General features: G+C 33.5%; 30 protein-coding genes. 8 read left to right on the top strand and 22 right to left on the bottom strand.

Annotation, left to right across the window (positions count from 1 at the left end; translation table 11 throughout):
• From ACFWDE_RS13975 to ACFWDE_RS13990, 4 genes are all read right to left on the bottom strand, one after another.
• Nucleotides 1–847 (bottom strand): ABC transporter ATP-binding protein (locus tag ACFWDE_RS13975; RefSeq protein WP_377892898.1); only part of this gene is annotated, 847 nt, incomplete at its 3' end.
• The gene (locus ACFWDE_RS13980) at nucleotides 847–1,224 is read right to left on the bottom strand and encodes a GntR family transcriptional regulator (protein WP_377892968.1); all 378 of its coding nucleotides are present in this window, start codon (nucleotides 1,222–1,224) and stop codon (nucleotides 847–849) included. The genes ACFWDE_RS13975 and ACFWDE_RS13980, both read right to left, overlap by 1 nt.
• A gap of 96 nt (nucleotides 1,225–1,320) precedes the next feature.
• A complete protein-coding gene (locus tag ACFWDE_RS13985; RefSeq protein WP_377892899.1) occupies nucleotides 1,321–1,836 on the bottom strand; it encodes a DinB family protein in 516 nt (171 codons plus the stop codon).
• Between the two features lie 15 nt (nucleotides 1,837–1,851).
• Nucleotides 1,852–2,445, bottom strand: coding sequence for a DUF4825 domain-containing protein (locus tag ACFWDE_RS13990; protein WP_377892900.1), 594 nt, complete (start codon nucleotides 2,443–2,445; stop codon nucleotides 1,852–1,854).
• A gap of 440 nt (nucleotides 2,446–2,885) precedes the next feature.
• Here ACFWDE_RS13990 and ACFWDE_RS13995 point away from each other — a divergent pair, with 440 nt between their 5' ends.
• From ACFWDE_RS13995 to ACFWDE_RS14015, 5 genes are read left to right on the top strand one after another with little or no spacing between them, the layout of a single operon-like run.
• Nucleotides 2,886–3,026, top strand: coding sequence for a YrzI family small protein (locus tag ACFWDE_RS13995; RefSeq protein WP_002110421.1), 141 nt, complete (start codon nucleotides 2,886–2,888; stop codon nucleotides 3,024–3,026).
• 27 nt (nucleotides 3,027–3,053) lie between these two features.
• Entirely contained in the window at nucleotides 3,054–3,197 is a 144-nt protein-coding gene (locus tag ACFWDE_RS14000) for a YrzI family small protein (RefSeq protein ID WP_000142704.1), read from the top strand.
• 28 nt (nucleotides 3,198–3,225) lie between these two features.
• Complete coding sequence (locus ACFWDE_RS14005; RefSeq protein WP_002120145.1) at nucleotides 3,226–3,369, top strand: YrzI family small protein; 144 nt, start codon at nucleotides 3,226–3,228, stop codon at nucleotides 3,367–3,369.
• A gap of 25 nt (nucleotides 3,370–3,394) precedes the next feature.
• Complete coding sequence (locus ACFWDE_RS14010; RefSeq protein WP_000672237.1) at nucleotides 3,395–3,535, top strand: YrzI family small protein; 141 nt, start codon at nucleotides 3,395–3,397, stop codon at nucleotides 3,533–3,535.
• Nucleotides 3,536–3,562: 27 nt separating this feature from the next.
• Nucleotides 3,563–3,703 carry a YrzI family small protein gene (locus tag ACFWDE_RS14015; RefSeq protein WP_212936222.1) on the top strand — a complete coding sequence of 47 codons (141 nt, stop codon included), beginning with the start codon at nucleotides 3,563–3,565 and terminating at the stop codon, nucleotides 3,701–3,703.
• A 229-nt stretch (nucleotides 3,704–3,932) separates the two neighbouring features.
• On the opposite strand, the gene ACFWDE_RS14020 is transcribed toward ACFWDE_RS14015, so the two are convergent.
• On the bottom strand, nucleotides 3,933–5,018 hold the full coding sequence (locus tag ACFWDE_RS14020) for an AI-2E family transporter (protein ID WP_000837889.1): 1,086 nt from the start codon (nucleotides 5,016–5,018) through the stop codon (nucleotides 3,933–3,935).
• A gap of 149 nt (nucleotides 5,019–5,167) precedes the next feature.
• On the opposite strand from ACFWDE_RS14020, the gene ACFWDE_RS14025 reads away from it, so the two are divergent.
• Complete coding sequence (locus ACFWDE_RS14025; RefSeq protein WP_377892902.1) at nucleotides 5,168–5,989, top strand: HNH endonuclease; 822 nt, start codon at nucleotides 5,168–5,170, stop codon at nucleotides 5,987–5,989.
• Between the two features lie 228 nt (nucleotides 5,990–6,217).
• Here the strand turns inward: ACFWDE_RS14025 and ACFWDE_RS14030 are convergent, their stop codons facing one another.
• The 5 genes from ACFWDE_RS14030 to ACFWDE_RS14050 all read right to left on the bottom strand — a co-directional run bounded on the left by ACFWDE_RS14030 (nucleotide 6,218) and on the right by ACFWDE_RS14050 (nucleotide 9,686).
• Entirely contained in the window at nucleotides 6,218–6,310 is a 93-nt protein-coding gene (locus tag ACFWDE_RS14030) for a putative holin-like toxin (RefSeq protein WP_001289318.1), read from the bottom strand.
• A gap of 153 nt (nucleotides 6,311–6,463) precedes the next feature.
• Nucleotides 6,464–7,513 (bottom strand): hypothetical protein, encoded by a 1,050-nt coding sequence (locus tag ACFWDE_RS14035; RefSeq protein ID WP_377892904.1) that lies wholly within the window; start codon nucleotides 7,511–7,513, stop codon nucleotides 6,464–6,466.
• A 12-nt stretch (nucleotides 7,514–7,525) separates the two neighbouring features.
• The gene (locus tag ACFWDE_RS14040; protein ID WP_377892906.1) at nucleotides 7,526–7,999 is read right to left on the bottom strand and encodes a tetratricopeptide repeat protein; all 474 of its coding nucleotides are present in this window, start codon (nucleotides 7,997–7,999) and stop codon (nucleotides 7,526–7,528) included.
• A 184-nt stretch (nucleotides 8,000–8,183) separates the two neighbouring features.
• Entirely contained in the window at nucleotides 8,184–8,873 is a 690-nt protein-coding gene (locus ACFWDE_RS14045; protein ID WP_377892908.1) for a phosphopantothenoylcysteine decarboxylase domain-containing protein, read from the bottom strand.
• Nucleotides 8,874–8,885: 12 nt separating this feature from the next.
• Nucleotides 8,886–9,686: an AAC(3) family N-acetyltransferase gene (locus ACFWDE_RS14050; protein WP_377892969.1), complete on the bottom strand. Its 801-nt coding sequence runs from the start codon at nucleotides 9,684–9,686 to the stop codon at nucleotides 8,886–8,888.
• 172 nt (nucleotides 9,687–9,858) lie between these two features.
• Here ACFWDE_RS14050 and ACFWDE_RS14055 point away from each other — a divergent pair, with 172 nt between their 5' ends.
• Complete coding sequence (locus ACFWDE_RS14055) at nucleotides 9,859–10,308, top strand: hypothetical protein (RefSeq protein ID WP_219919074.1); 450 nt, start codon at nucleotides 9,859–9,861, stop codon at nucleotides 10,306–10,308.
• A gap of 103 nt (nucleotides 10,309–10,411) precedes the next feature.
• On the opposite strand, the gene ACFWDE_RS14060 is transcribed toward ACFWDE_RS14055, so the two are convergent.
• From ACFWDE_RS14060 to ACFWDE_RS14100, 9 genes are all read right to left on the bottom strand, one after another.
• Nucleotides 10,412–11,659: a glutathionylspermidine synthase family protein gene (locus ACFWDE_RS14060; RefSeq protein WP_377892910.1), complete on the bottom strand. Its 1,248-nt coding sequence runs from the start codon at nucleotides 11,657–11,659 to the stop codon at nucleotides 10,412–10,414.
• Nucleotides 11,660–11,679: 20 nt separating this feature from the next.
• Nucleotides 11,680–12,288 carry a hypothetical protein gene (locus ACFWDE_RS14065; protein WP_377892912.1) on the bottom strand — a complete coding sequence of 203 codons (609 nt, stop codon included), beginning with the start codon at nucleotides 12,286–12,288 and terminating at the stop codon, nucleotides 11,680–11,682.
• A 98-nt stretch (nucleotides 12,289–12,386) separates the two neighbouring features.
• Nucleotides 12,387–12,812 (bottom strand): GNAT family N-acetyltransferase, encoded by a 426-nt coding sequence (locus ACFWDE_RS14070; RefSeq protein WP_377892971.1) that lies wholly within the window; start codon nucleotides 12,810–12,812, stop codon nucleotides 12,387–12,389.
• Between the two features lie 63 nt (nucleotides 12,813–12,875).
• Nucleotides 12,876–13,814 carry a DMT family transporter gene (locus ACFWDE_RS14075; protein WP_377892914.1) on the bottom strand — a complete coding sequence of 313 codons (939 nt, stop codon included), beginning with the start codon at nucleotides 13,812–13,814 and terminating at the stop codon, nucleotides 12,876–12,878.
• Between the two features lie 87 nt (nucleotides 13,815–13,901).
• Nucleotides 13,902–14,402 carry a GNAT family N-acetyltransferase gene (locus ACFWDE_RS14080; RefSeq protein WP_016095653.1) on the bottom strand — a complete coding sequence of 167 codons (501 nt, stop codon included), beginning with the start codon at nucleotides 14,400–14,402 and terminating at the stop codon, nucleotides 13,902–13,904.
• Nucleotides 14,403–14,436: 34 nt separating this feature from the next.
• Nucleotides 14,437–14,982, bottom strand: coding sequence for a GNAT family N-acetyltransferase (locus tag ACFWDE_RS14085; RefSeq protein WP_377892916.1), 546 nt, complete (start codon nucleotides 14,980–14,982; stop codon nucleotides 14,437–14,439).
• Nucleotides 14,983–14,997: 15 nt separating this feature from the next.
• Entirely contained in the window at nucleotides 14,998–15,699 is a 702-nt protein-coding gene (locus ACFWDE_RS14090; RefSeq protein ID WP_377892918.1) for a nucleotidyltransferase domain-containing protein, read from the bottom strand.
• 16 nt (nucleotides 15,700–15,715) lie between these two features.
• Nucleotides 15,716–16,399, bottom strand: a complete 684-nt coding sequence (locus ACFWDE_RS14095; protein ID WP_377892920.1) for a DNA alkylation repair protein — start codon at nucleotides 16,397–16,399, stop codon at nucleotides 15,716–15,718.
• 148 nt (nucleotides 16,400–16,547) lie between these two features.
• Entirely contained in the window at nucleotides 16,548–17,216 is a 669-nt protein-coding gene (locus ACFWDE_RS14100) for a hypothetical protein (RefSeq protein ID WP_377892921.1), read from the bottom strand.
• A 218-nt stretch (nucleotides 17,217–17,434) separates the two neighbouring features.
• On the opposite strand from ACFWDE_RS14100, the gene ACFWDE_RS14105 reads away from it, so the two are divergent.
• A complete protein-coding gene (locus ACFWDE_RS14105; RefSeq protein ID WP_377892923.1) occupies nucleotides 17,435–18,262 on the top strand; it encodes a peptidoglycan-N-acetylglucosamine deacetylase in 828 nt (275 codons plus the stop codon).
• 42 nt (nucleotides 18,263–18,304) lie between these two features.
• Here the strand turns inward: ACFWDE_RS14105 and ACFWDE_RS14110 are convergent, their stop codons facing one another.
• The 3 genes from ACFWDE_RS14110 to ACFWDE_RS14120 all read right to left on the bottom strand — a co-directional run bounded on the left by ACFWDE_RS14110 (nucleotide 18,305) and on the right by ACFWDE_RS14120 (nucleotide 20,525).
• Complete coding sequence (locus tag ACFWDE_RS14110) at nucleotides 18,305–18,730, bottom strand: WapI family immunity protein (RefSeq protein WP_377892925.1); 426 nt, start codon at nucleotides 18,728–18,730, stop codon at nucleotides 18,305–18,307.
• A 229-nt stretch (nucleotides 18,731–18,959) separates the two neighbouring features.
• Nucleotides 18,960–20,231 (bottom strand): PTS ascorbate transporter subunit IIC, encoded by a 1,272-nt coding sequence (locus ACFWDE_RS14115; RefSeq protein WP_377892926.1) that lies wholly within the window; start codon nucleotides 20,229–20,231, stop codon nucleotides 18,960–18,962.
• Nucleotides 20,232–20,255: 24 nt separating this feature from the next.
• A complete protein-coding gene (locus ACFWDE_RS14120; protein ID WP_000757313.1) occupies nucleotides 20,256–20,525 on the bottom strand; it encodes a PTS sugar transporter subunit IIB in 270 nt (89 codons plus the stop codon).
• Between the last annotated feature and the right edge of the window lie 9 nt (nucleotides 20,526–20,534).

Raw genomic sequence — 20,534 nt, forward strand, 5'->3', positions numbered from 1 at the left:
GAATAAATAGTTTTTGTAATGTAATTTTATCAACTTCTAATTCTTCTTTTTCAAGAGAGTAATAATCTTCATTAGTAAGTTCTTCCCATATAACAGCAATGCCCTTATTTCCATAAACTTCTCGATTTATAACTTTTTTATTAATCGAAAATGCATCTACCTTATCTTTTTGTCCTGAAATTATATGCCCCTGTTGTAATATATCTTCCACTGATGATTGAACAACTATTCTTCCTTCTTTTATGATGATTACATCTTCAATTACATGGGTTACTTCTTCTACTAAATGTGTTGATAATATAATTGTTCGGGGATACTCACCATAATCTTCTAATAGCAAACTATAAAACAACTCTCGATGTGCTGCATCTAAACCGGTAGTCGGCTCATCAAAAATAGTAATTGGTGCCCTACTTGCTAGTCCTTGAATAATTCCTACGACTGTTTGCATGCCATGTGATAGTTTATGGTATTTCTCTGTCATATTAAGCTGAAATTTATCTGCAAGTTCTTCAGCATACTTTCCATCCCAATTTTTATAAAACATGCTACACATCTTAAAGATTTCTTTTACTTTATAACTTAAATGAGCTTCTTCTTTCACTCTAACGAAACAAATATTTTGCATCGCTTTACTATTTTCAAATACATTTTCGCCAAATACAGCTACGCTTCCACTACTTGAAATAATTTGACCAGCAAGTATGTTTAATAATGTCGTTTTCCCTGCTCCGTTTCTTCCAAGCAAACCATATATTTTATGATTTTCTACTTTAATTGTTACTTCGTTTACAGCTAGTTTCTTTTTATATTTTTTCGTTAAATCTTTCGTTTCAAGTGCAAACATTACTCTTTCCCCTCCTTCGTAATTTTTTGTATCATATCCATCAATTCGTCTTTTGATATTTCTAGTACTTTTGCTTCTTCCCACACTTTAGGTAAATACTCTGTCATAAAAGTATTTTGTCTTTTTTTTAGTACGACTTCTTTTGCTCCCTTTGCAACAAACATCCCAATCCCTCTCTTTTTAAATAAAATGCCCTCATCCACTAATAGATTTACCCCTTTCGCAGCAGTTGCCGGGTTAATTTGTAGCATCTTAGCAAATTGATTTGTCGATGGAACTTGTTCTTCTTCAAGTAATATGTCTTTTAAAATATCAGCTTCAATTGTTTCTGCAATTTGTATATATATTAATTTGTTTTGCTCCAGAGTTGGTTTCACCATTTCACCACCTTAGGTTCATAGGTTCATTACTTATGCAACTAACCATATCACATCATTTTATTTTTTACCATAATTTTCATAAAAAAAAGAGAATCATTCGATAATGAATGACCCTCTTCTGAAAATTTCCGTATTTTCAATCTTCGTTCTCAAATCTTTTTCATTGATACCATTTTGACAAAAGTTAAACCTCTCTCGCTTTAAAGATTTCGTTCGGTCTACTACTTGCCCCAAATGATAACTTGTGTGCTCGACTAAGTGTAATAAGCTATGCAAATCAATATCGGTTCTTCCTTTACATGCTTTTATATACCTGTTTCCCCATTCACGAAATACTTTTTCTACAATTTCCAGCAGCATTTCAGAATTTAATGCCTTCTTTGGAAAGTACTCTTCAATCCCCTTTTCAAAATTTACATTTGGATTCGAGTAACGAATCGTATTTCTTTTTACATGTCCGCAGATATGTAATACTATACCTCCAATTGAATTAGCCCCACCATCTCTTTTCCACAAGTCTTCCGCATTTAAACACTTTATTACTTGTGTTAGCTTTGGTAAATAATGATCATACATTCTGAAATAAGAAATTTTATAAACAAGCTCCATCTTTCCCCCACCGTCTCACTTAGTTTCCTGTATAGGATGTTCATCAAAGAATTGTTTCCGGAAATTTTTATTATTAACAAGCGCTACTATTTTTTCTAAATTACCATAAAAGAAGTTCATTATGATTCCCTTATTCCATATTTGATCGCCTTTCGGAAAATCATTAAATTCTTTATACAGTATGGGTAAGAGTTCTTCTCTTTTCAGTGTAAAATTCTTAGTTTCCAACTGAAACTCATACCCTTTCGCATTTGGTACTAAAATTGCAAGATAAATAGCATTAAAGAGAAAGTTCTTTTTCATCGTATCCTTTTCGTCAAACCAATACGTCTCAATCATATCTTCTGTTAATTTATCGTTCTTTTTTTCACCGTATTTCACTGCAATTTTCTCATTTTTCAAGCTTATACTTTGAACTGTTTCACCACCAGGTAAACTTTTAACAATTGCAGACACATCAGAATTATTTCCAACGTACGTCCACGTATATTTCTTAAAATCCGCTGGTCCAATATCTGATATTTCTTTTATTCTCCCTCCGTTAGAACAAGCAGTAACAAATAAAAAAATTGTTAGCATAACACCTGCTATTCTATTCATATACTTCATTAGACACCCCCAAGTTCTATTTATTATCCAATCTATACAATGTATCCCTTAAAAACCCTTTAAAATATACGCATTTTAATCAAAATTAAAAATTTTCAATTTTTATGTTTACAATTATCCATTAATTGTATATACTTACTAACGTAAGAAAAATATTCTAAAAGGAGGTCGAAGGAAATGATGAACTTACAATTAGATGCTTTATCGTTAGCGTTAACTGCACCTGTGTTTTTCGGACAATTAAATATAAATTCGACCACCCTAATGGAGAATTAAAAATCGTACTTTATTTCTTTTAATTCATAAATTCGCCACAGGAGGTCGTATACTTTCCTGTGGCTTTTTCACGCCCAGCCATAGGAGAACGATATCTTCCTGTGGCTTTTTTATGCGATTTTTTAGTCTCTTACATTATTTTTTAAAGAAAGGAGCAACATTCGATGACTATTAGCGTATTGTTTTTAAGTATTACGATTCAAAGAAATACACTTTCCAAAGCTGAAATTCTTCATAATGAGCAAATTGCAAAAGCTATGAATGATGTTAAGGAGCGCCAAGTGCTTTATTGTGATCACCTGTAATTCCTTTTCGAAAGGAGGAATTCGTCTATGACTTTTCATATTTTCTTTTTTACGACAGCACTTCAGAAAAAAACGTTATCTGAAGCTGAAATCTTTCGTAAACAACAATTAAAACAAACTATGGATAAAATAACGGACATTAAAAGTTCGTATTATACACAAATGTACTAAAAATATTTTTTAAAGGGGTAATATCCTAATGAAATTTAAAGCTTTCTTTTTAACCATTACCATTCAAAAACGTAAACTTTCAAGAGATGAAATTTCTCGTGAACAACAAATTAAAAATATTATGGATGATGTGAAAGAGCGCCAGTCCTCTTATTACAATCGTCTTTACTAAATAAATTATAAAGGGGTAATATCCAATGAAATTCAGAGTATTATTTTTAACTATTACCATTCAAAAAAATAAACTGTCTGAGTCTGATATGCTTCATGACCGACAAATTGAGCAGGCTATGTACAACGTAAAAGAACGACAAAGTCATTATTGTAGTCACCTGTAATTCCTATTCGAAAGGAGGAATTCATGTATGAAGTTTCACCTTTTCTTTTTAACCATTACGATTCAAAAAGAAACTATATCTGCAAATGAAGTACAACAAGAGGAACAGTATAAAAAGATTATAGATGAAATTCGTGATCGTAGAAGCAAGTACTACACTCACCTATAATTGTTTGAACTTATATTAGAAATGAAAGGAGTCGATTATGATGTTAATGATGCGGTGTAAAGAAATGATTTGGATAGTTCAGAGGGATTCCACGTAGTTTAACAGGAATAATTTATACAAGTGTTGCAGTTAATTTGATGTGTGAAAAATATATAATAATACGTATTTCATGCACTCTAAAAAACAAAAGATACACCACTATTAAGCGGTGTATCTTTCTCAACATATTCTATTTCCGTTTACTTCGTTTCGTCTTAAACAATCTCACTAAGTTCGAAACAACCGTTTTTGTTACCGCATAAGCTGGTACTGCTAAAATCATTCCGATAATTCCCGCGAAATTACCTACCCCTAAAATAAGGATGATAATTGTTAACGGATGGATATTTAATTTTGAACTCATAATACGCGGTGAAATGATGTTACTTTCAAACTGTTGTACGATTGTTACTATAATAATTACGTACAAAGCTTGCATCGGAGATACGAACAGACCTATAATGACAGCTGGTGCTGCTCCGATAAATGGACCTAAGTTCGGAATTATATTTGTAAATGCTGCGATAATTCCTAAAACGAAAGCATACGGTAAACCGATGATTAAATAACCAGTAAATGTAAAGGCACCAATAAACATACAAACGAGCGCTTGACCTTGAATATATGCAGATAATGTTTCGTTCGTTTCCTTTATGATACGAAGTCCTTCTTCACGGTAAGACTCTGGTAATACACTAACAGCTTTCCCTGGAAATGCATGTCCATCTTTAAACATATAAAATAAAATAAACGGTACTGTAAAGATAACTAACGCCACGTTCGTGATAATACCAAATAAAGCCGTTGCACTCGACGTAAGTGTGTTTGGTATTTCCTTTAAGTATTCAATCGCATTTTTCTCAATTGTCTCAATGGAAACGTAGTTTTGTGTAGATAGCCATTCAAATAATCTATGATGGGATAGATCTTGTATGTATACTTTTCCCTCTTTTATATAAGTCGGCATGTTTTTCACTAAATCCATTAGCTGTTGTGAGATGGTTGGAACAACTACTCCAATAGCAACTCCAGTTAATGTGATAATAAAAAGATACAGTAGTAAAATCGCTAAACCTCTAGGTACTTTTTTATTCTCCAGAAAGACTAACAATGGGTTAAATATGAAGTATAAAAATAACGCGATTAAAATTGGGAAAAATAATGTTGATATGAAGATACCAATCGGTTGAAATAGAAACGATATTTTTGTGCAAATAAATATAATTCCTACAACCATCAGCACTTCTAATGTCCAAAAGTGCACTTTCGATTTCAAAAAAACGTCCTCCTTTAAACTAGCACTTCTCTTCATTGTACCAAATTAAACTTAGATTTCACATAATATTTTCCTTTACAATATTCCAAAATACCATTAAATACACTACAATGAGATTACAGACAAATTTGCAGGTAAAGGTGATAAATATGACACAATGCATCATTTGCAGAAAAGATACGAAAGAACTTAGTGAACAATATGTCATTCCAGAGATATTATGTGGATATTATTTCACAAACTCAATTTGTGATTCCTGTCATGAACATATGACAACAAATATTGACCGTCCTTTAATTAGGCATAAACTAAGTCAATTTAAGATTGAGCAAATGAAAAAACAAATCGACTCCCCTCTCTATACGAATGAACATGGTGAGGAGCTAGCAGCCGCTGAGACAGATGTAGTCGAAGTAAGTGATGAGATACTTTATTCCAATGCATTAATTATGAAACTATGTAAAAAGCACGATATTTCATTACATAATGAAATTTGGAAAGAAGAGCGCGTAACAAAAGTAGCTAGTTCTATTCAACGTGAATTGCTTTTAGATAACCGTAAATATAAAATGAGTGTATTAAAAATGGCTTATACTTTTGCTGTACAAACAATTGATGGCTACTTTGAAGATCCAGATGCGATTGATATTTCTACCATTCTATTAAATGCCGATTTCATGGAATTAAAGGAAAAGAGTATCGTTCGTGACTTAAGCAAAAGTTCTTTATGGAATACATTAAATACAACGAGTGAAAACCATTACTTTATTTTACTTAGTGATAAAGACGGTCTGTTCTGCTTCATTCGCCTATTTGATATTTTTGATGTTGTTGTTCATTTATCAGAAAAAAGATACAATCTTCCATCACCAATTGTCGGCGTAAATAATGTAGACAAAAAAGGATTTTTTGTGGAAAGTTTAAAACAGTATATGGATGGGCTATTTAAAGAAACTACACGTTCTATTTAATTCACATCAGAACATACGGTCTCCTTTCTTCATGGAAAGACACTGTGTTATAATGAGTGTGAAAAGAACAATACAATCACATAAAACAATTAACAACTGTATATAAATAAAAAAGACTAGTGTGCGGCTACACACTAGTCCACGTAACTTAGCAGATTGGATTGTTCATTTATCCTATTTGTTTCGTACAAAAATAACAACCCACATTCTATAGGCATAGGTGGGTTGTTATTTTTTGAGCTTGTCAATTAAGACGACAATAAACGTTAACAATGCAATGAGAAACAGTCCACCTTGCAACAGCAACGCAATTTCACTCACGTATTATCACCCCCCTCCTATTCGGAGAAGTGATAATTGAACAACCAACCGTACCATAAGTTACCTTTTAATTTTATCATATTTTTTAATTGTTTACGACGAAAACCCGCAAGCTATTAAGTTGCGAGTTTTTATTTTTCACTATTTTTACTCCTATTTCAACTTCTCCATAACCGCATCATAAAATTTCCGTTCATCGTCTACATTTAAGTGAACACAACTTACTGTTTTAGAAAATCCATATAACAACTGCGCTTTAATTGGCTCCTTTAACGTTATTTCAAAAGTTGCAGGTTCCTTTATAAATTCCATAACAGTTGCATCAAGAACCGCTTTCTCTTCTTCTTTCGTTAAAGATTCGCCTTTATAAAACACAATGTTATCAATTTGTATAAATGGTATAACGATTTTCTTTCCTAATCCAATTTGAATGATCACTTTTTCTTCCGCAACGATAATTGGATTTTTACGCATCGCTTGGATTTCAGCTAAAAAATAAAACATCACATATATGTTTAAGATGAGTAATATCCAAGCTATTACTGGATTCCATTGATGAAGTAAATAATGAAAACCGATACTTTCAATTATTATTGCATGAATAATCATGATATAAACACCTATTGCACCGGTCTTTTTATGATATGAGTATGTGGATTCACTTTCTAATACTTTTACACGCCACGATAAAAAAGCATAATAGAGTAATTTACACTCTGTTAGAATGATATTTACTGCCTTACTTCTCTTCATATTAGCATCAAATGCTGCATCAATCGCATAAGAAAATGAAGAATACTCACTTCTATATTCTTTATATCGTTTTATTATTTTAGGAAGTACTCTTATAATTTTATATATAAGAAACAGTTCAAAACATACGAACACAATTTCTCCAGCAACTATTACATACGAAACAAATGAAAAAGCTTGTAAATAATCACTAGGAATTATAAATCTTGCGAATACGTATCCAGCTATAACTACAGGAAACATATACGTTAACGAATATCTTTTCCGTATAATAAAGAAATATGTGATAACCGGAATTACAAACATAAAATCTAATAATGAACCGAGGACTACTTCTTTCGGGGCAGCTGGTACTATTGGAAGGGCATATAATAAATAGTTTGATAACATAATTAAAGATACGAGTCCAACCCAAATACCTTTTTTCCTTCGTGAAATTGATGGGTTCATTCCTTCTCTCCTCTATTTAAAGACCTCATTTAAATTATCTTTATAAAATGAGATAGCACGTTCAAATTCTTTTACCTCATCTACTTTTACGACCGTTTCAAGCAATAATTTCATCGCTTCTTCATGTTCGTTTACGTTATATTTTGCTAATGATAAAAACACTTTCATCACGTCATTTTCCGGGAACTTCTTTATCCCTGCTTCTAATACAGTAATCGCTTTATCATATTCTCCTATACAACGATACGTACTGCCAAGACCGATATACGCACCACGAAGTGATTCACCATCAAGTCCGTTCGCAATCGCCTGTTCATAATAAGGAACCGCCTCCATTTCAAGACCCATAGCATCATGTATCCAAGCGCATTGATATAGCACTTCTGCATCTCTCGTAAAATTTGTTAATCCTATAAGTATCTCTCTAGACTGCGCATATTTCTTTTCATTTCTAAGTTTAATAGCTTGCTTTAATAAATGTTCCATACAATCCACTCCTCACAAAATGTTCATTATGCATATATCATGTATTACACATTTACGAGCAGCTAATGGCCTATTCCATTGATTTGATTCAATTTAATACTTAGTGAGGGATACGTTCCCCCACTAAGTTAATATTAACTCCATTATATACTATGCGACTGCATCTCTTTCTAAAAGCTTAAATTTACATAGTAGTGATACGATTACATAAATGCTCTAACATATTGACAATTTCTTTTGCAGTTTCATCTTTCCCATTACATAACTTCACGTTACCATCTTGTCCAATAACGTGATGTACAGCACCGCGAGAATATAAAGAATGCGGTGAGTTTGCTACCATTACACTCGCTTTTGCACCTTCCATTCTTTTGCTTGCTCTTTCAATAAGTTCTGCTTCATTTACGTCACTTTCAAGTTTAAAGCCAACGAGTATCGTTTCTGGATCCCAATTCTTTATTTGTTTTAATACTTTTGGTGCTTTTTGAAAATGAATAATCGGTGCGATATCACTTGAAATCTTTCCGTTCATATTAAGAACAGTTCCATCTTGATCACAAATTTTTTCAACAACCCAATCTGAGCCAGCAGCAGCCATAATAACTGCATCTACTTTTTCATGTGTAATAATACTTTTCATCTTATCTTGTAAATCAATAATCCCCTCAAATGGGTGCAATTCTAATTGGTTATTTACACCCATTGGCTTCTCAGCAAAATAGCCATGCAAATATATAACATGTGCTCCTTTTGCCATAAGCTCTTCCGCCATAATTCTTCCAATCGTACCTTTTGCTAAATTTGTATGTCCGCGTACTTGATCCCATTTTTCTAGGCAGCCGCCGCTCGTAATTAATACTTTTTTCCCCTGCATAATAACCATCCCTTACTGATTTTTCGCACGAAACCACTCTGTTCCAAAGTCAACTGCATCACGCTGCCTCATAAAACGGCACGTCGCATTCCCTATCTTCCCACGCGTAACTGCTCCTTTAAGCTCATATTCAACTCCGATTTCTACAAACGTGTCAGAATCGTAATCCATTTCAACGAATTCTTTCCATACTCTTACACCTTCTTCTATAATAGGCGCTCCTACCTTTATTAACTCGCGTGCACCTGTACGTACCTCAGATAAATGTATGGACGTATTGGAGTCATAACCGACACCAAGTAATAATATGTATCCATCTAAATCGTATATTTTTCGTAATGGCGATTCTTCACCAAAACTTATGGAAAGTGAATGATTCGCTGTAATTTCTTCTGCGTATTTCCCCCATGCTGCAAAACTACTGAGCGGATGATTACTTCGTAATACATTCGGATATGTACGAAAACATTCAACTACTTTTCCCATTGCCCTTGTTGGTGTTATACGCGGGTCAAATGCTGGGACGTTATCCCGGATAATTTGCCACCATTCTTCTGGTACAGGTGGTCTTGACCAATGTTTTGGATCGGATAAATCCGAAGATTGCGTCGGCATAATTATCGTTCCTTCTTCTGTAACAACTTTCATTAACGCTTCTACTACGGCAACTGCCCCACCAGATATCCAACCGATCGAACTTAATGAAGAATGTACAATAACTGTCATTCCCTTTTCTATCCCTAATGCTTTTAAATCATTTGTAATTGTTTCGATTGTATTTGGAAATTGTGTATTCGCCACTATGTCATTCATTTTCACGATTGTTCCCCCATTTTGCTTTAAACTAGTACATGAATATATTATCATATTTTTCTTAATTTTTAACATAATCGTATAGATTACTATACACCTATCGTTCTTATCATATCGGAAACAGTTAAATTATGGTATATTAATTTGAAATAAATATAGAAAGGTGAACACGATGAAAAAAATGATATTATCCCTTTTCCTATTAGGAATGATTAATTTAAGTGGTTGTACTTTTTCTAATAATGAATATGAAGATTTTTGGGTGTTAGAAAAGTCTAGATATAACGAAGGTGGATATGGTCCTTCACACTTATACGAAAAAGCACAAGAAGATCCAACTATGATTCATTACTCAAATGATAGCATTAGTGAAGGAAAGAAGATGGTATATTCAGCATTTGGAGCAAAGTATAAAAACGATAAAATTACAGTAAAAGAAGTTAAAGACGAAAAAGATACATCCGTTATCGTCTTACATATTGAAAAAAACAAGGGAAAAGATAAAAACCCTGTTTTGTATATCGGTGTGCCTAAACTTAGAGATTCTATTAAAATTGTAGATGAAGATGGTAAGAAAATTTTTGAAATGAAACAAAATGAAAGCGTTACATCACAGCAATGAAAAACTTTCACTCTAGCAATCTTAATTTAAACTTTATACTCATATGAAAGAGCGCATTACAAATGATGCGCTCTTTGTTAATTACCTTTTAATTCAACTGTTGCTATCCTTCAATCGTAACTCCAGTAAACATTGATAAATTCCCTGTTATTCTTTCACCTACTCGTAAAAACAGTCCAGCAGCCCTTCCGCTAATACAATGAGAACCGATAAGTAGTTTACCAGTATACGGTCCATCCCACGTATCAATTGTATAGTCAGGCATGTCTACATATTGCTGATATATTTTTCGTTGTTCAAAATAATACTCTGTTTGATCTTCAGCTAATAGTTCATCATTTTCATAGATAGATACTCCGCCGCCTTCGCGGCCAAATAATGGTTTTGAAACATAAGATTCTTTTCTTTCTAAAAATCGTTTATTTGTAAAATACGTTGGAAGGAAATATTTCTTAATGATCTCTCGTTCTTCTTTGTCAAAGAAAACTTCATCTTCATAAAGTTGCCAAATCAATGCGAGCATACCTTTATTTTGCATAACAAAAGCAGCTGGTGGGTTAATAATTTGCACCCTTCCTTGTGCGATATGATCTAAAAATTGCAGACCAATTCTTTTACCATTTTTATCAGTATCTACAACTAAATATTCAATTGGATATAAACGATATAAGTATTTAATTTTATCGCCTGCCGGAGTGTATATTCCATCATCTGCAACAACGATATCTTGTATTCCTACATAATCGGTTTGTTGTTGTAAGCAATAACTTCTTAAAAACTGAACTGTTTGATGATCTTCATCATGCCAATCGTAGCTTGTAAAATAAATCGTTTCGTCAGGACTTATTTTGTAATCATGTTTAATTTGTTCCCAAGCTTGAACGATGTGTTCTTCAATATGATTCGGATGATTCACATCGTGATAACGGCACAATACTTCATTGGCGACAGATGGTTCTAAATAACCTGTCGGAGTATCGCAATTTACTTCAATTAATTTAATATCATCATGATTTACGATGAAATCAAGCCTTGTAAAATATGAAAATAAGCCAGTATGTTTCATTCTTGCAATTTCCCACGTCTCTGGTGAAAAACCAAGTTTTTGAAATTGTGCTGGTGTATTTGTAATGTATTGATATGTTTTATATAACACATACATAATTTCTTCTGTTGCTTTAGAAATTGCAGTATATGTACGTACTGGCATCCGGTACATACCAGTTGCCATATATTGATTCCATTCTTCATTCTCTAAAAGACTTGGCCACGTAAATCCATTTCTACTAGCCTCTTCTGCAAGAGAAAACCATACTTTCATATAAGCTTCCTGTTCTTGTTCTGTATACATTTCTCCATTATCCTTTCAAATTAGGATCCAGCTGGTGCTTTTGCGTTTCCAATTCCATTTGAACCAGAATTCACTTTCGGTGTTTGCGTAGTAGATGATTTTGACGTATTTGAATCTGGTGCCACTTTAGTTGAACTGCTCGGCTGTTGCTTATTCAAATCCACTTTCTTTGAAGAATCATTATTGCTACTAGTGCCACCGTAATACCCACCACCACCGCTGCCACCACTTCTTCGCTCATCCTTTTCACGGTATGGGATAATATTATTTGTATATGGCTTCTTTGTAAGATTTGGTTTCGCAGTACTATACATATTCGACGTCTTACTTGCTAATAAATATCCAGCAACGAACGGAAGTATTGGCAGATGGGAGCTCTCATTATTAAATGAAGCAGGTGAATTATTATCTCTACATAATTCTTCTTTTTCTATATTTTCTGTCGTTGGCGCTTTATCATCACAATTTAATGTTTCTTGTTCGCTTTCTTGCTTCATACCATCTGTTTTTACCGCACTACTTTCTTTTTGTGCGTTCTCTTCATCATTATCAGCACATCCTGTTAATAAAAAAGATGACACTCCTATTGAAGCTGCAATTTTCACAAATTTGCTTTTATCCATTCTCATGTGTTATACACCTAATTTCTATTTATCTATATTTTTCCAATTACCTTTATTATATACTGTATATATCATTTTTTTCAAACTAAACTAAATATGTAAAATTACATATTTCGCATACTTTTAAACTGTTCATTCCCGAGATAGCAATGAAATCTTTCCACCCCCGGATATTTTTCTCCCAGACTTTTAATCTTAAACCTACACTTTTTATAAAATTCGACTGCCTCTTCGTCTGTCTCTGCCTCTATATACATTAACTCATACTTCCTAATTATTTCTCTTATCATTTGAAGTGCAATTCCTTGATGACGATATATTTCAGCAACAGCTATGTGACACATTTTCGCTCTATTTGTATCAATTAATGCAATACCTATGCAACCCATATTCCCATATTTATATAGCACTGCATGATTATTTTCATACAGTGACACCGCTTTAATTAAGCTTACTTCACTCGGACCGGTCGCATGCTTTAATACTCCCTTAATTGGATCTATTTCTAAATGCTCAACACGTTGTAACATCATACTTCCATATCCTTTCTTATGAAAAAAGACTAGCTCTTTATTAAAAAAGAGCTAATCTTTTTACGCGGTTATTTTTTCCTCTTTTTTTACAACTACAGCTACATAACTATGAAGTATCATTCCGACAATTACAAGGCTCATTCCAATCCAAGATAATGAAGACGGAATTAGAGCAGATAGCCAGATGAGCTCTCCTACTAGCGCAAATAAAACTTCACCAGACTGTGTCGCCTCGACTGTTGCTAATTTTTGCGGATCATCTTTTACAAGATCTGTCGCAAAGAAAAATAATACTGTCGCAATTAAACCTGAGCTAACCGCTACAATAAAACATTGGAAAACTTGGCTACTTGACGGTAATCCACCTGTAGATACTTCGTAACCAGATAGTATAAACCAAAATGGTAAACTTGCTAATGTCATACCGAGAACTCGTTGGAATACATCTAATTCGCCCTTACATACTTGCATCATTTTTCTATTTCCAAGTGGATATGCAAACGCAGCAATGAGGACAGGAACTACACATAAAACGGTTTCACGAATTCCTAATGAAGAAGCATGTTCTACTTGCATAAGTACAACACCGAATAAAATAATGCCCGACATAACTAATTCCTTCATAGGAAGTTTCTTATGCAATGGGTCTACCGCAAAAAATGGTGTTAACAAAATCCCTGCGACGATCGTAATTTGCCATGTTGATGCTACAAGCCAACCTGGTCCGAACGCACCTGCAAAGCTAAGTGGTGCATAAAAAAGACCAAATCCAACAATACTCCATAACAACCATTCTTTCGGATTTTTTTTCATGTATTGAAAGAGTTGTTTTAAGTTCCCTCTATACATGACAATTAGTAATAGCATGGGAACCATAAAGTAATACCGTAATGATGCACTCCAAATCCAACTTCCACCTTCTAAGTCCATCGATCGGTTTAACACAAAGGTAAAGGCAAAGAAAAACGATGCCAATATCCCTATTGCAATAGCTTTCATCTTAAAACCCCTTATATAGTTTCTCCTTTTACTATATAACAAAATGAATATAATTAATATTCAAAAATCTAATTATGGATGTAGTCTTTAAAGAAACAACACCATATTTTCATCATCACTATACACACCATTCACCTTTATAGCTCTTTTTTCAATTCCATACGTTTTAAAGCCCATTGATCCATACAATTTTTTTGCTGGTTCGTTTGTGGATACAACTCCTAAGGTTAATTGCTCTAGTTTTATTACTCGCGCTCTTTGAATGGCATTTGCTATTAACTCATGTGCCAATCCGTTCCGCCTGTTTTGTGCATCTACATACATCGCAACGATATGACCTTTATGCTTATATGCCTCTTTCTCTTCCATTAGTAAAGTGACAACTCCAATTAATTGATTTTCTTCATTAAAAGCACCAAATGTACAACTACTATTAGATGATAAATTACTAGCAACTCGCTCAAGAGGATTCTCCTGGCTCACCGCTTCTTCATAAGTTGTTATAAATGCCTCTGGATTTACTTGCAATGCTTGTAAACGTAACTCCCAATATTTTTCCGCATCCTCTTTTGTAAGTAATCGAATCATCTTTCTCTATCCCCTTTAGGTTTACATAATATTTTTACAAACTACTAATTATAGATTGATATTCTTCTCTTAACATACTATAACGATAGCGATGAATGAACTTACCTTGACGTAATCGATCATTTCTCATTAGTCCTTCGCAAACAAATCCAGCGTTTTCATAACTCTTTCTAGCTTGTAAATTATCTTCGTCTACTCGTAGCCAAATTTTTTCTAATTCGAATTCAGAAAAGCCAATTTGTAACATACTGTATAGAGCTGCCATTCCATACCCTTTACCCCAATATTCTTTATTTCCAATTGCAATTCCTAGTTCAGCATTTTTATTCGTTTTATCAAAGTTTTTTAGGTCTATCCATCCAATGTGTAGACCTTCCTTTGTAACGATAGCTCGTTGTTCATAACCATTCTCTCGACTTATGCATGCTTCAATCCACCTTCTCGTATCTTCACGAGTGAACGGTGGATATTGATCTGGTACAACTAAATGCTTTGTTACTTCCGTATCTAATGACCATTGATATCGATCTTCTACATTGTCTAGTGTCAATTCTCTTAATTGAACGAATGGTATATTCACTTTGCTATCCCCTTCTCATTTCCCTATAGAAAATCCTTCGAACATTCTTCCTCCATACTGATCTAGCGTTTTTTCTACAAAAGTAATTAATTCATTTTTCTCCTCTGTTTTATAAAAATGATCAAAAGCCGCTACAAAATGTTCTGCATATTGCTCGTCATACCTTCTTAACACTCTAATAAACCATTTTGAATTTCCAAGCCACTGACCATTTACCCTTAAAACATATTCATGTACTAAATCGGCTAATAAATTCGCGATGAACAATTCTTCTTCTCTCTTTGCTGCACCAATGAAGTCATCCAAAGTATCCGTAATAAAATAGCGTTTCTGCTTCATCGTTTCTTCTGTCCATTTTTCTGGTCCTTTATTTAATAAATCATTCGCTTCTCTTTTGAGTATCTTTACAATTTCATCATTTCCTTTTAAAACAATTCCTTCTGAAACTAATTGAGGTAATGAAGGTCGCCCGCGCTCACAATCACTTTTGAAAAAGGTTTTATACGTTTCAAAGTTATGTACAAATACTTCAACAGGCCAGCCATTACTATAGAAAGATTCTCTATAACAAGATGACAAACTTTGGTCAAATATTACAATATCAAGGTCAGATGTTTTCGTAGCCTCTCCTCTAGCAACACTTCCCCCTAGTAAAGCAACATCACAATTCGAAAATTGTGATGCAATAATACTTCGTGCTGCTTCAATTGGTTTCATAGCCTTTCTCCTTCGCTTATTTTACTTTCTTCTTTTCAGCTCTTTCTCGTGTCTTTTTAATATAGGATTCTGCATCTGGTGTTTTACATGACGTCGCACCATGATCAACTTCTACTTTTCCAATTTCGCGTGCAATTTCAATTGCTTGTTGTTCTAAAGCTTCATTTCGAACCCCTATCGCAATTAAAGCCCTATTCATCGCTTCTCTTTTTCGATTTTTTTCATTATGTATATGAACTTTAATCTCTTCTAAATACGGTAAGAAAAAGTCATCGTCTAACGTTTTATTTTTTATTGCGATATTCGCTAATAATGACCAACCAGCTCTTCCAATCCATTCATCATCAGACTTCGTCCATTCTTCCATTCTTTCTATCGCGATTGGCGACGTACATATAGCTGTCATAAGAACGTCCATTAAACAATAATAATCAACATCCTGAACCCATCTATTTAGCTGTTCTGACGTTAGTTTCTTCGGATCTAAAACCATCGTTGCTAAAGTCATTGCGTCCATATTTTTTGTTTCCCATAATGAGATTGCTAAATCATGATCTATTTTTATCTTCTTTTTCACCAATTTTAAATTTGCAAAACTAACTCCAAATAACGGCTCTTTCGCCCCATGATTTTTAAAGGTTTTACGGTTTTGTTCTGTTCCATATTCTTCTAGTTGCTGCATTACTTTTTCAAGTAACATAGGTCCACCTCTTTTATATATTTTGTTGACTTCACATATGTATGTACGATATATTCTACATTACTTTTTGGTTTTCCTATATTTATTTTTTAAGTACGGTATGTGAAATTTTTAATGATGCATTTTAAAACAACAAATATCCTCTTCCTTATTTTTCACACGGTTGTTCATTCACACTCTGTATACAATACTCCACTAGCGCATTCAACGGGTTTATTATGTTCCTTCCTATTATATTTTCTACCCTTGTAGCAGCGTCTACCATAGATAATTGTGCAACTGAAAGCATTCCGTTTCCATCTTTCATAATTTCATATAAATACTTTTCTAACTTAGCATCATGCTCTTCTTTACGACCTTTCATAATTAACTCAAATATCCCTTCTATCACTTCTACTTTTACATGTATGGATTTATTATTCTGCCGAGCGTATTGTTTTAAACGTTCCATCGTTCCTGAAACCGTGCGATTATTTGTAAAAAGTATTGTTTGTGGCTCTTCAACATGACAAATCATTTCAAAAAATGGCTCTTCAATTTTCAATATAGGTATGTCTATTTTGAAATCCTCATCTAATAGCGTAATATAATCTGTACAAGTTAATAAAAGTGTATCTACATCACTTTCAGCTATATACTTTATATTATCTTTTAATTTATTTCGTGCTTTTTCTTTTTCAAATTCTCGTTCTATTTTTAGTCTGTGTGATAAGATGGGATCTACAAAATGAAGTATTTCGATTCCAAATGATTGCAAAGCTCGGTCAATGTATTCAATATTTGAATGATGAGCATGTAAACAAGCTAGTTTTTTCATACTTATCCTCCCTTTCTAAAACAAAAAACATGAATGAACCATTTTACATACAGTTCCATTCATTTAATTCTTGTTTCATTTTTTCAAACCTGCAAAACAGTGAAATCTTGCATACCTTTTTACAAACTTCTTTGCGCTTGTAAAAAAGTTTTTTTGCATTTCCCCCTCTAAAATTGCTAATATAGTAGAGTAGAACTTTTATAGAGAGTAGGAAAATTATGCACAATGGAATTCGGATGACAACTTTAGTGAAAAGGGCTCTGTTGATTTGCGCTGGGGTATTATTTACATACGAAGCTGCTTACGGATCAACACATATCGCTCTAGCAAGTACAGAGGATGAAGCTAAATCTGTTCAACTTGTAAGTGAAATTCAAACGTCACTTGCTCCGAAAGAAGCTCCAAAGCACTATAACGGGCAAGTTAGAAAAGTCGCTTACTTAACATTTGACGATGGTCCTGGAAAATACACAGCTGAGCTTTTAGATATGTTAAAGAGAGAAAATGCAAAAGCAACATTCTTCCTAATTGGTTCAAACGTGAAAGCTTTCCCTGATCTTGTAAAACGTGAAAATGCTGAAGGCCACTATGTTGGGATGCACAGTATGACTCATAACTACAAGAAGCTGTACACAGAAGGTCATTACGTTGATGAAATGAAAGAAGACCAAGGCTTAATCGCTGGTGTCCTAGGAAAATCACCAGTATTAACACGTCCTGCTTACGGCTCAATGCCAGGATTAAATGAAGCCCTTCGCAACAAAGTTGTAGAAAATGGTTTAAAGGTTTGGGACTGGACAATTGATTCATTAGACTGGAAATACAACAAAATGCCAGTAGACGCTGCATCTGCTAAAATCGTAGAAAACGTTCTACATGGTGCTACAAACCCAACAGAAGTTATTCTAATGCATGATATTCATCCACAATCAGTTAAAGCAATACCTGGAATTATTAAAGGGCTGAAAGAAAGAGGATATGAATTAGAAGCCTATAATGAGAACGAACACTTCCCATTAAACTTCTGGCATGATAATCGTATGTAATAAAAAGACTTGATTTCCTCTTGTAGGTTATCAAGTCTTTTTTTATCGTTTTGGGAATTTCTTTTGTTGCTCTTCAATAGAACGAATAATATTCTCCTTATCATCTTGAGTTATACCGATAGAAAATTCGTACTCCTCTTCCTTACACCATGTGGGGTTAAGTTCCAGCGATAAGCGAATAACAATGTTAAACTCCCCTGATTTTTCCCCCATAAATTCAAACGCTAAATTTGGTTCTATGAAATCTAGTTCGTTATATGTAGGGTTTGGTAAAGATTCAAACCATTTTATCATGTACTGTAAATCGTATGTTTGTAAAAAAGGATCCATCGTTTCAAAAACTTTATTTTCTTCTGATAGTTTCGCTTTTACTCTTAACCAATTTCTATCACACTCGTCTTTTGCATCTGCATATTGGTAATTTACAACCTCTAAATGTAATGATATTTTTTCATTTTTAAAATTCATGCATAGACCCCTTTCATTTTACCCTATTTTGAAAATATACTTTTCTGTTTTAATATTAGCCCTCAAGAAAAATCAAAAAGTGTACAAACAATCAATACAATAATAACACATGTTATTTCAAACTAACTCCTATATTCAAATCCCCTCACTATCTTACACTATAATATTTACATTTAATAAAAAGACTTGAATTCATAATTAGAATTCAAGTCTTTTTATGCTCTATTCTTTAGAAAATATTACCCAGCAATTTCGCAATTTCACTAATTAAAATACCAACAACAGCAAAGTCAGAATCACCGAATGTTGTATTTTCAAATCCTAATCCACCTAATATAGGTAGTAATATAGCTGGTAGGAATGAGATTAATAATCCATTTACAAAAGCTCCAAGTATTGCTCCTCGTCTTCCTCCAGTTGCATTTCCAAATACAGCAGCTGTTGCCCCTGTGAAGAAATGAGGGATTAATCCTGGCACTATTACACTTAATCCGATAAACGGAAGAATAAACATAGATAGTAATCCAGCAATAAAACTTGTTAAAAAGCCAATAATAACTGCATTTGGCGCGAACGGGAAGATTGTTGGACAATCTAATGCTGGTTTGGCATTTGGTACAAGTTTATCTGCTATCCCTTTAAATGCAGGGACAATTTCTGCAATCAACATACGGACACCAGCTAGAATAATATATACACCCGCAGCGAATGTAATTGCTTGCATGAATGAATACACGAGATAATTTTGTCCGTTACTTAATTCTGTTTCGATAAAGTTTTTCCCAGCAAATGGTGCAACAATAAAGAATAACACAGCCATTGTTAATGACATAGAAACTGATGTATCACGTAAAAACCCTAATGACTTCGGTACTTTAATTTGTTCTGTAGATTTTTCCTTATTTCCAAATTTACTACCAACAAATCCTGCTGCTAAATACCCAACTGAACCGAAATGGCCAATTGCGATATCATCCATTCCCGTAATTTTTCTAACATACGGTTGAAGTAGAGCTGGAAAAATGACCATAAGTAATCCTAAAATAATAGACCCACTAATAACTAGTGAAACGCCTTTCATCCCTGTAGTTGAAAATACAGCTGAAATTAAACATGCCATGAATAAGGTATGATGACCAGTTAAAAATACATATTTAAATCTTGTAAATCGTGCAATTAGTAAATTAGCAATCATCCCAAATACCATAATTAATGCCGTTTCTGTTCCTAAAGTTTGCTGTGCTATCGCAACAACAGCTTCGTTATTTGGAATAATCCCTTTAATATGAAATGCTTTATCAAATATTTTACCAAAAACATCTAAAGCCCCTATTAATATAGTGGCTCCGCCTCCTAAAACGACGAAGCCCATAATTGTTTTTAATGTTCCTGAAACTGTATCTGCAAAATTCTTTTTTTGCAATAGTAAACCACACATAGCAAACAATCCAACTAATATTGCAGGCTGTCCCAAAATATCCTTCATTATTAAATCAAACATAGCACTACTCCCCTTTCACCGTTTCTACATCAGGTGTTTTTGTAATGCTTCTTTAATTTCATTTAAATCTAGAATGTTTGTTAATCCAGCAACTGTGCGAGTACCATCTTCAAGGTTGCAAATGATATCTTTCGCACCTAAATATAGATCTGCTTGTTCTGATTTACTTGATGCTAAATCCGTATGAGAAACTTCAGCTTGCATACCAAGTTCAGTTAATATTTTCTTTACATTCATTTCTATAATAAAACTACTTCCTAATCCATTTCCACATACAACTAATACTTTTTTCATTTCAATCTC

Origin of the sequence: Bacillus sp. NPDC060175 (genome assembly GCF_042728695.1) — a bacterium.
In the GTDB taxonomy this organism is placed as follows: domain Bacteria; phylum Bacillota; class Bacilli; order Bacillales; family Bacillaceae_G; genus Bacillus_A.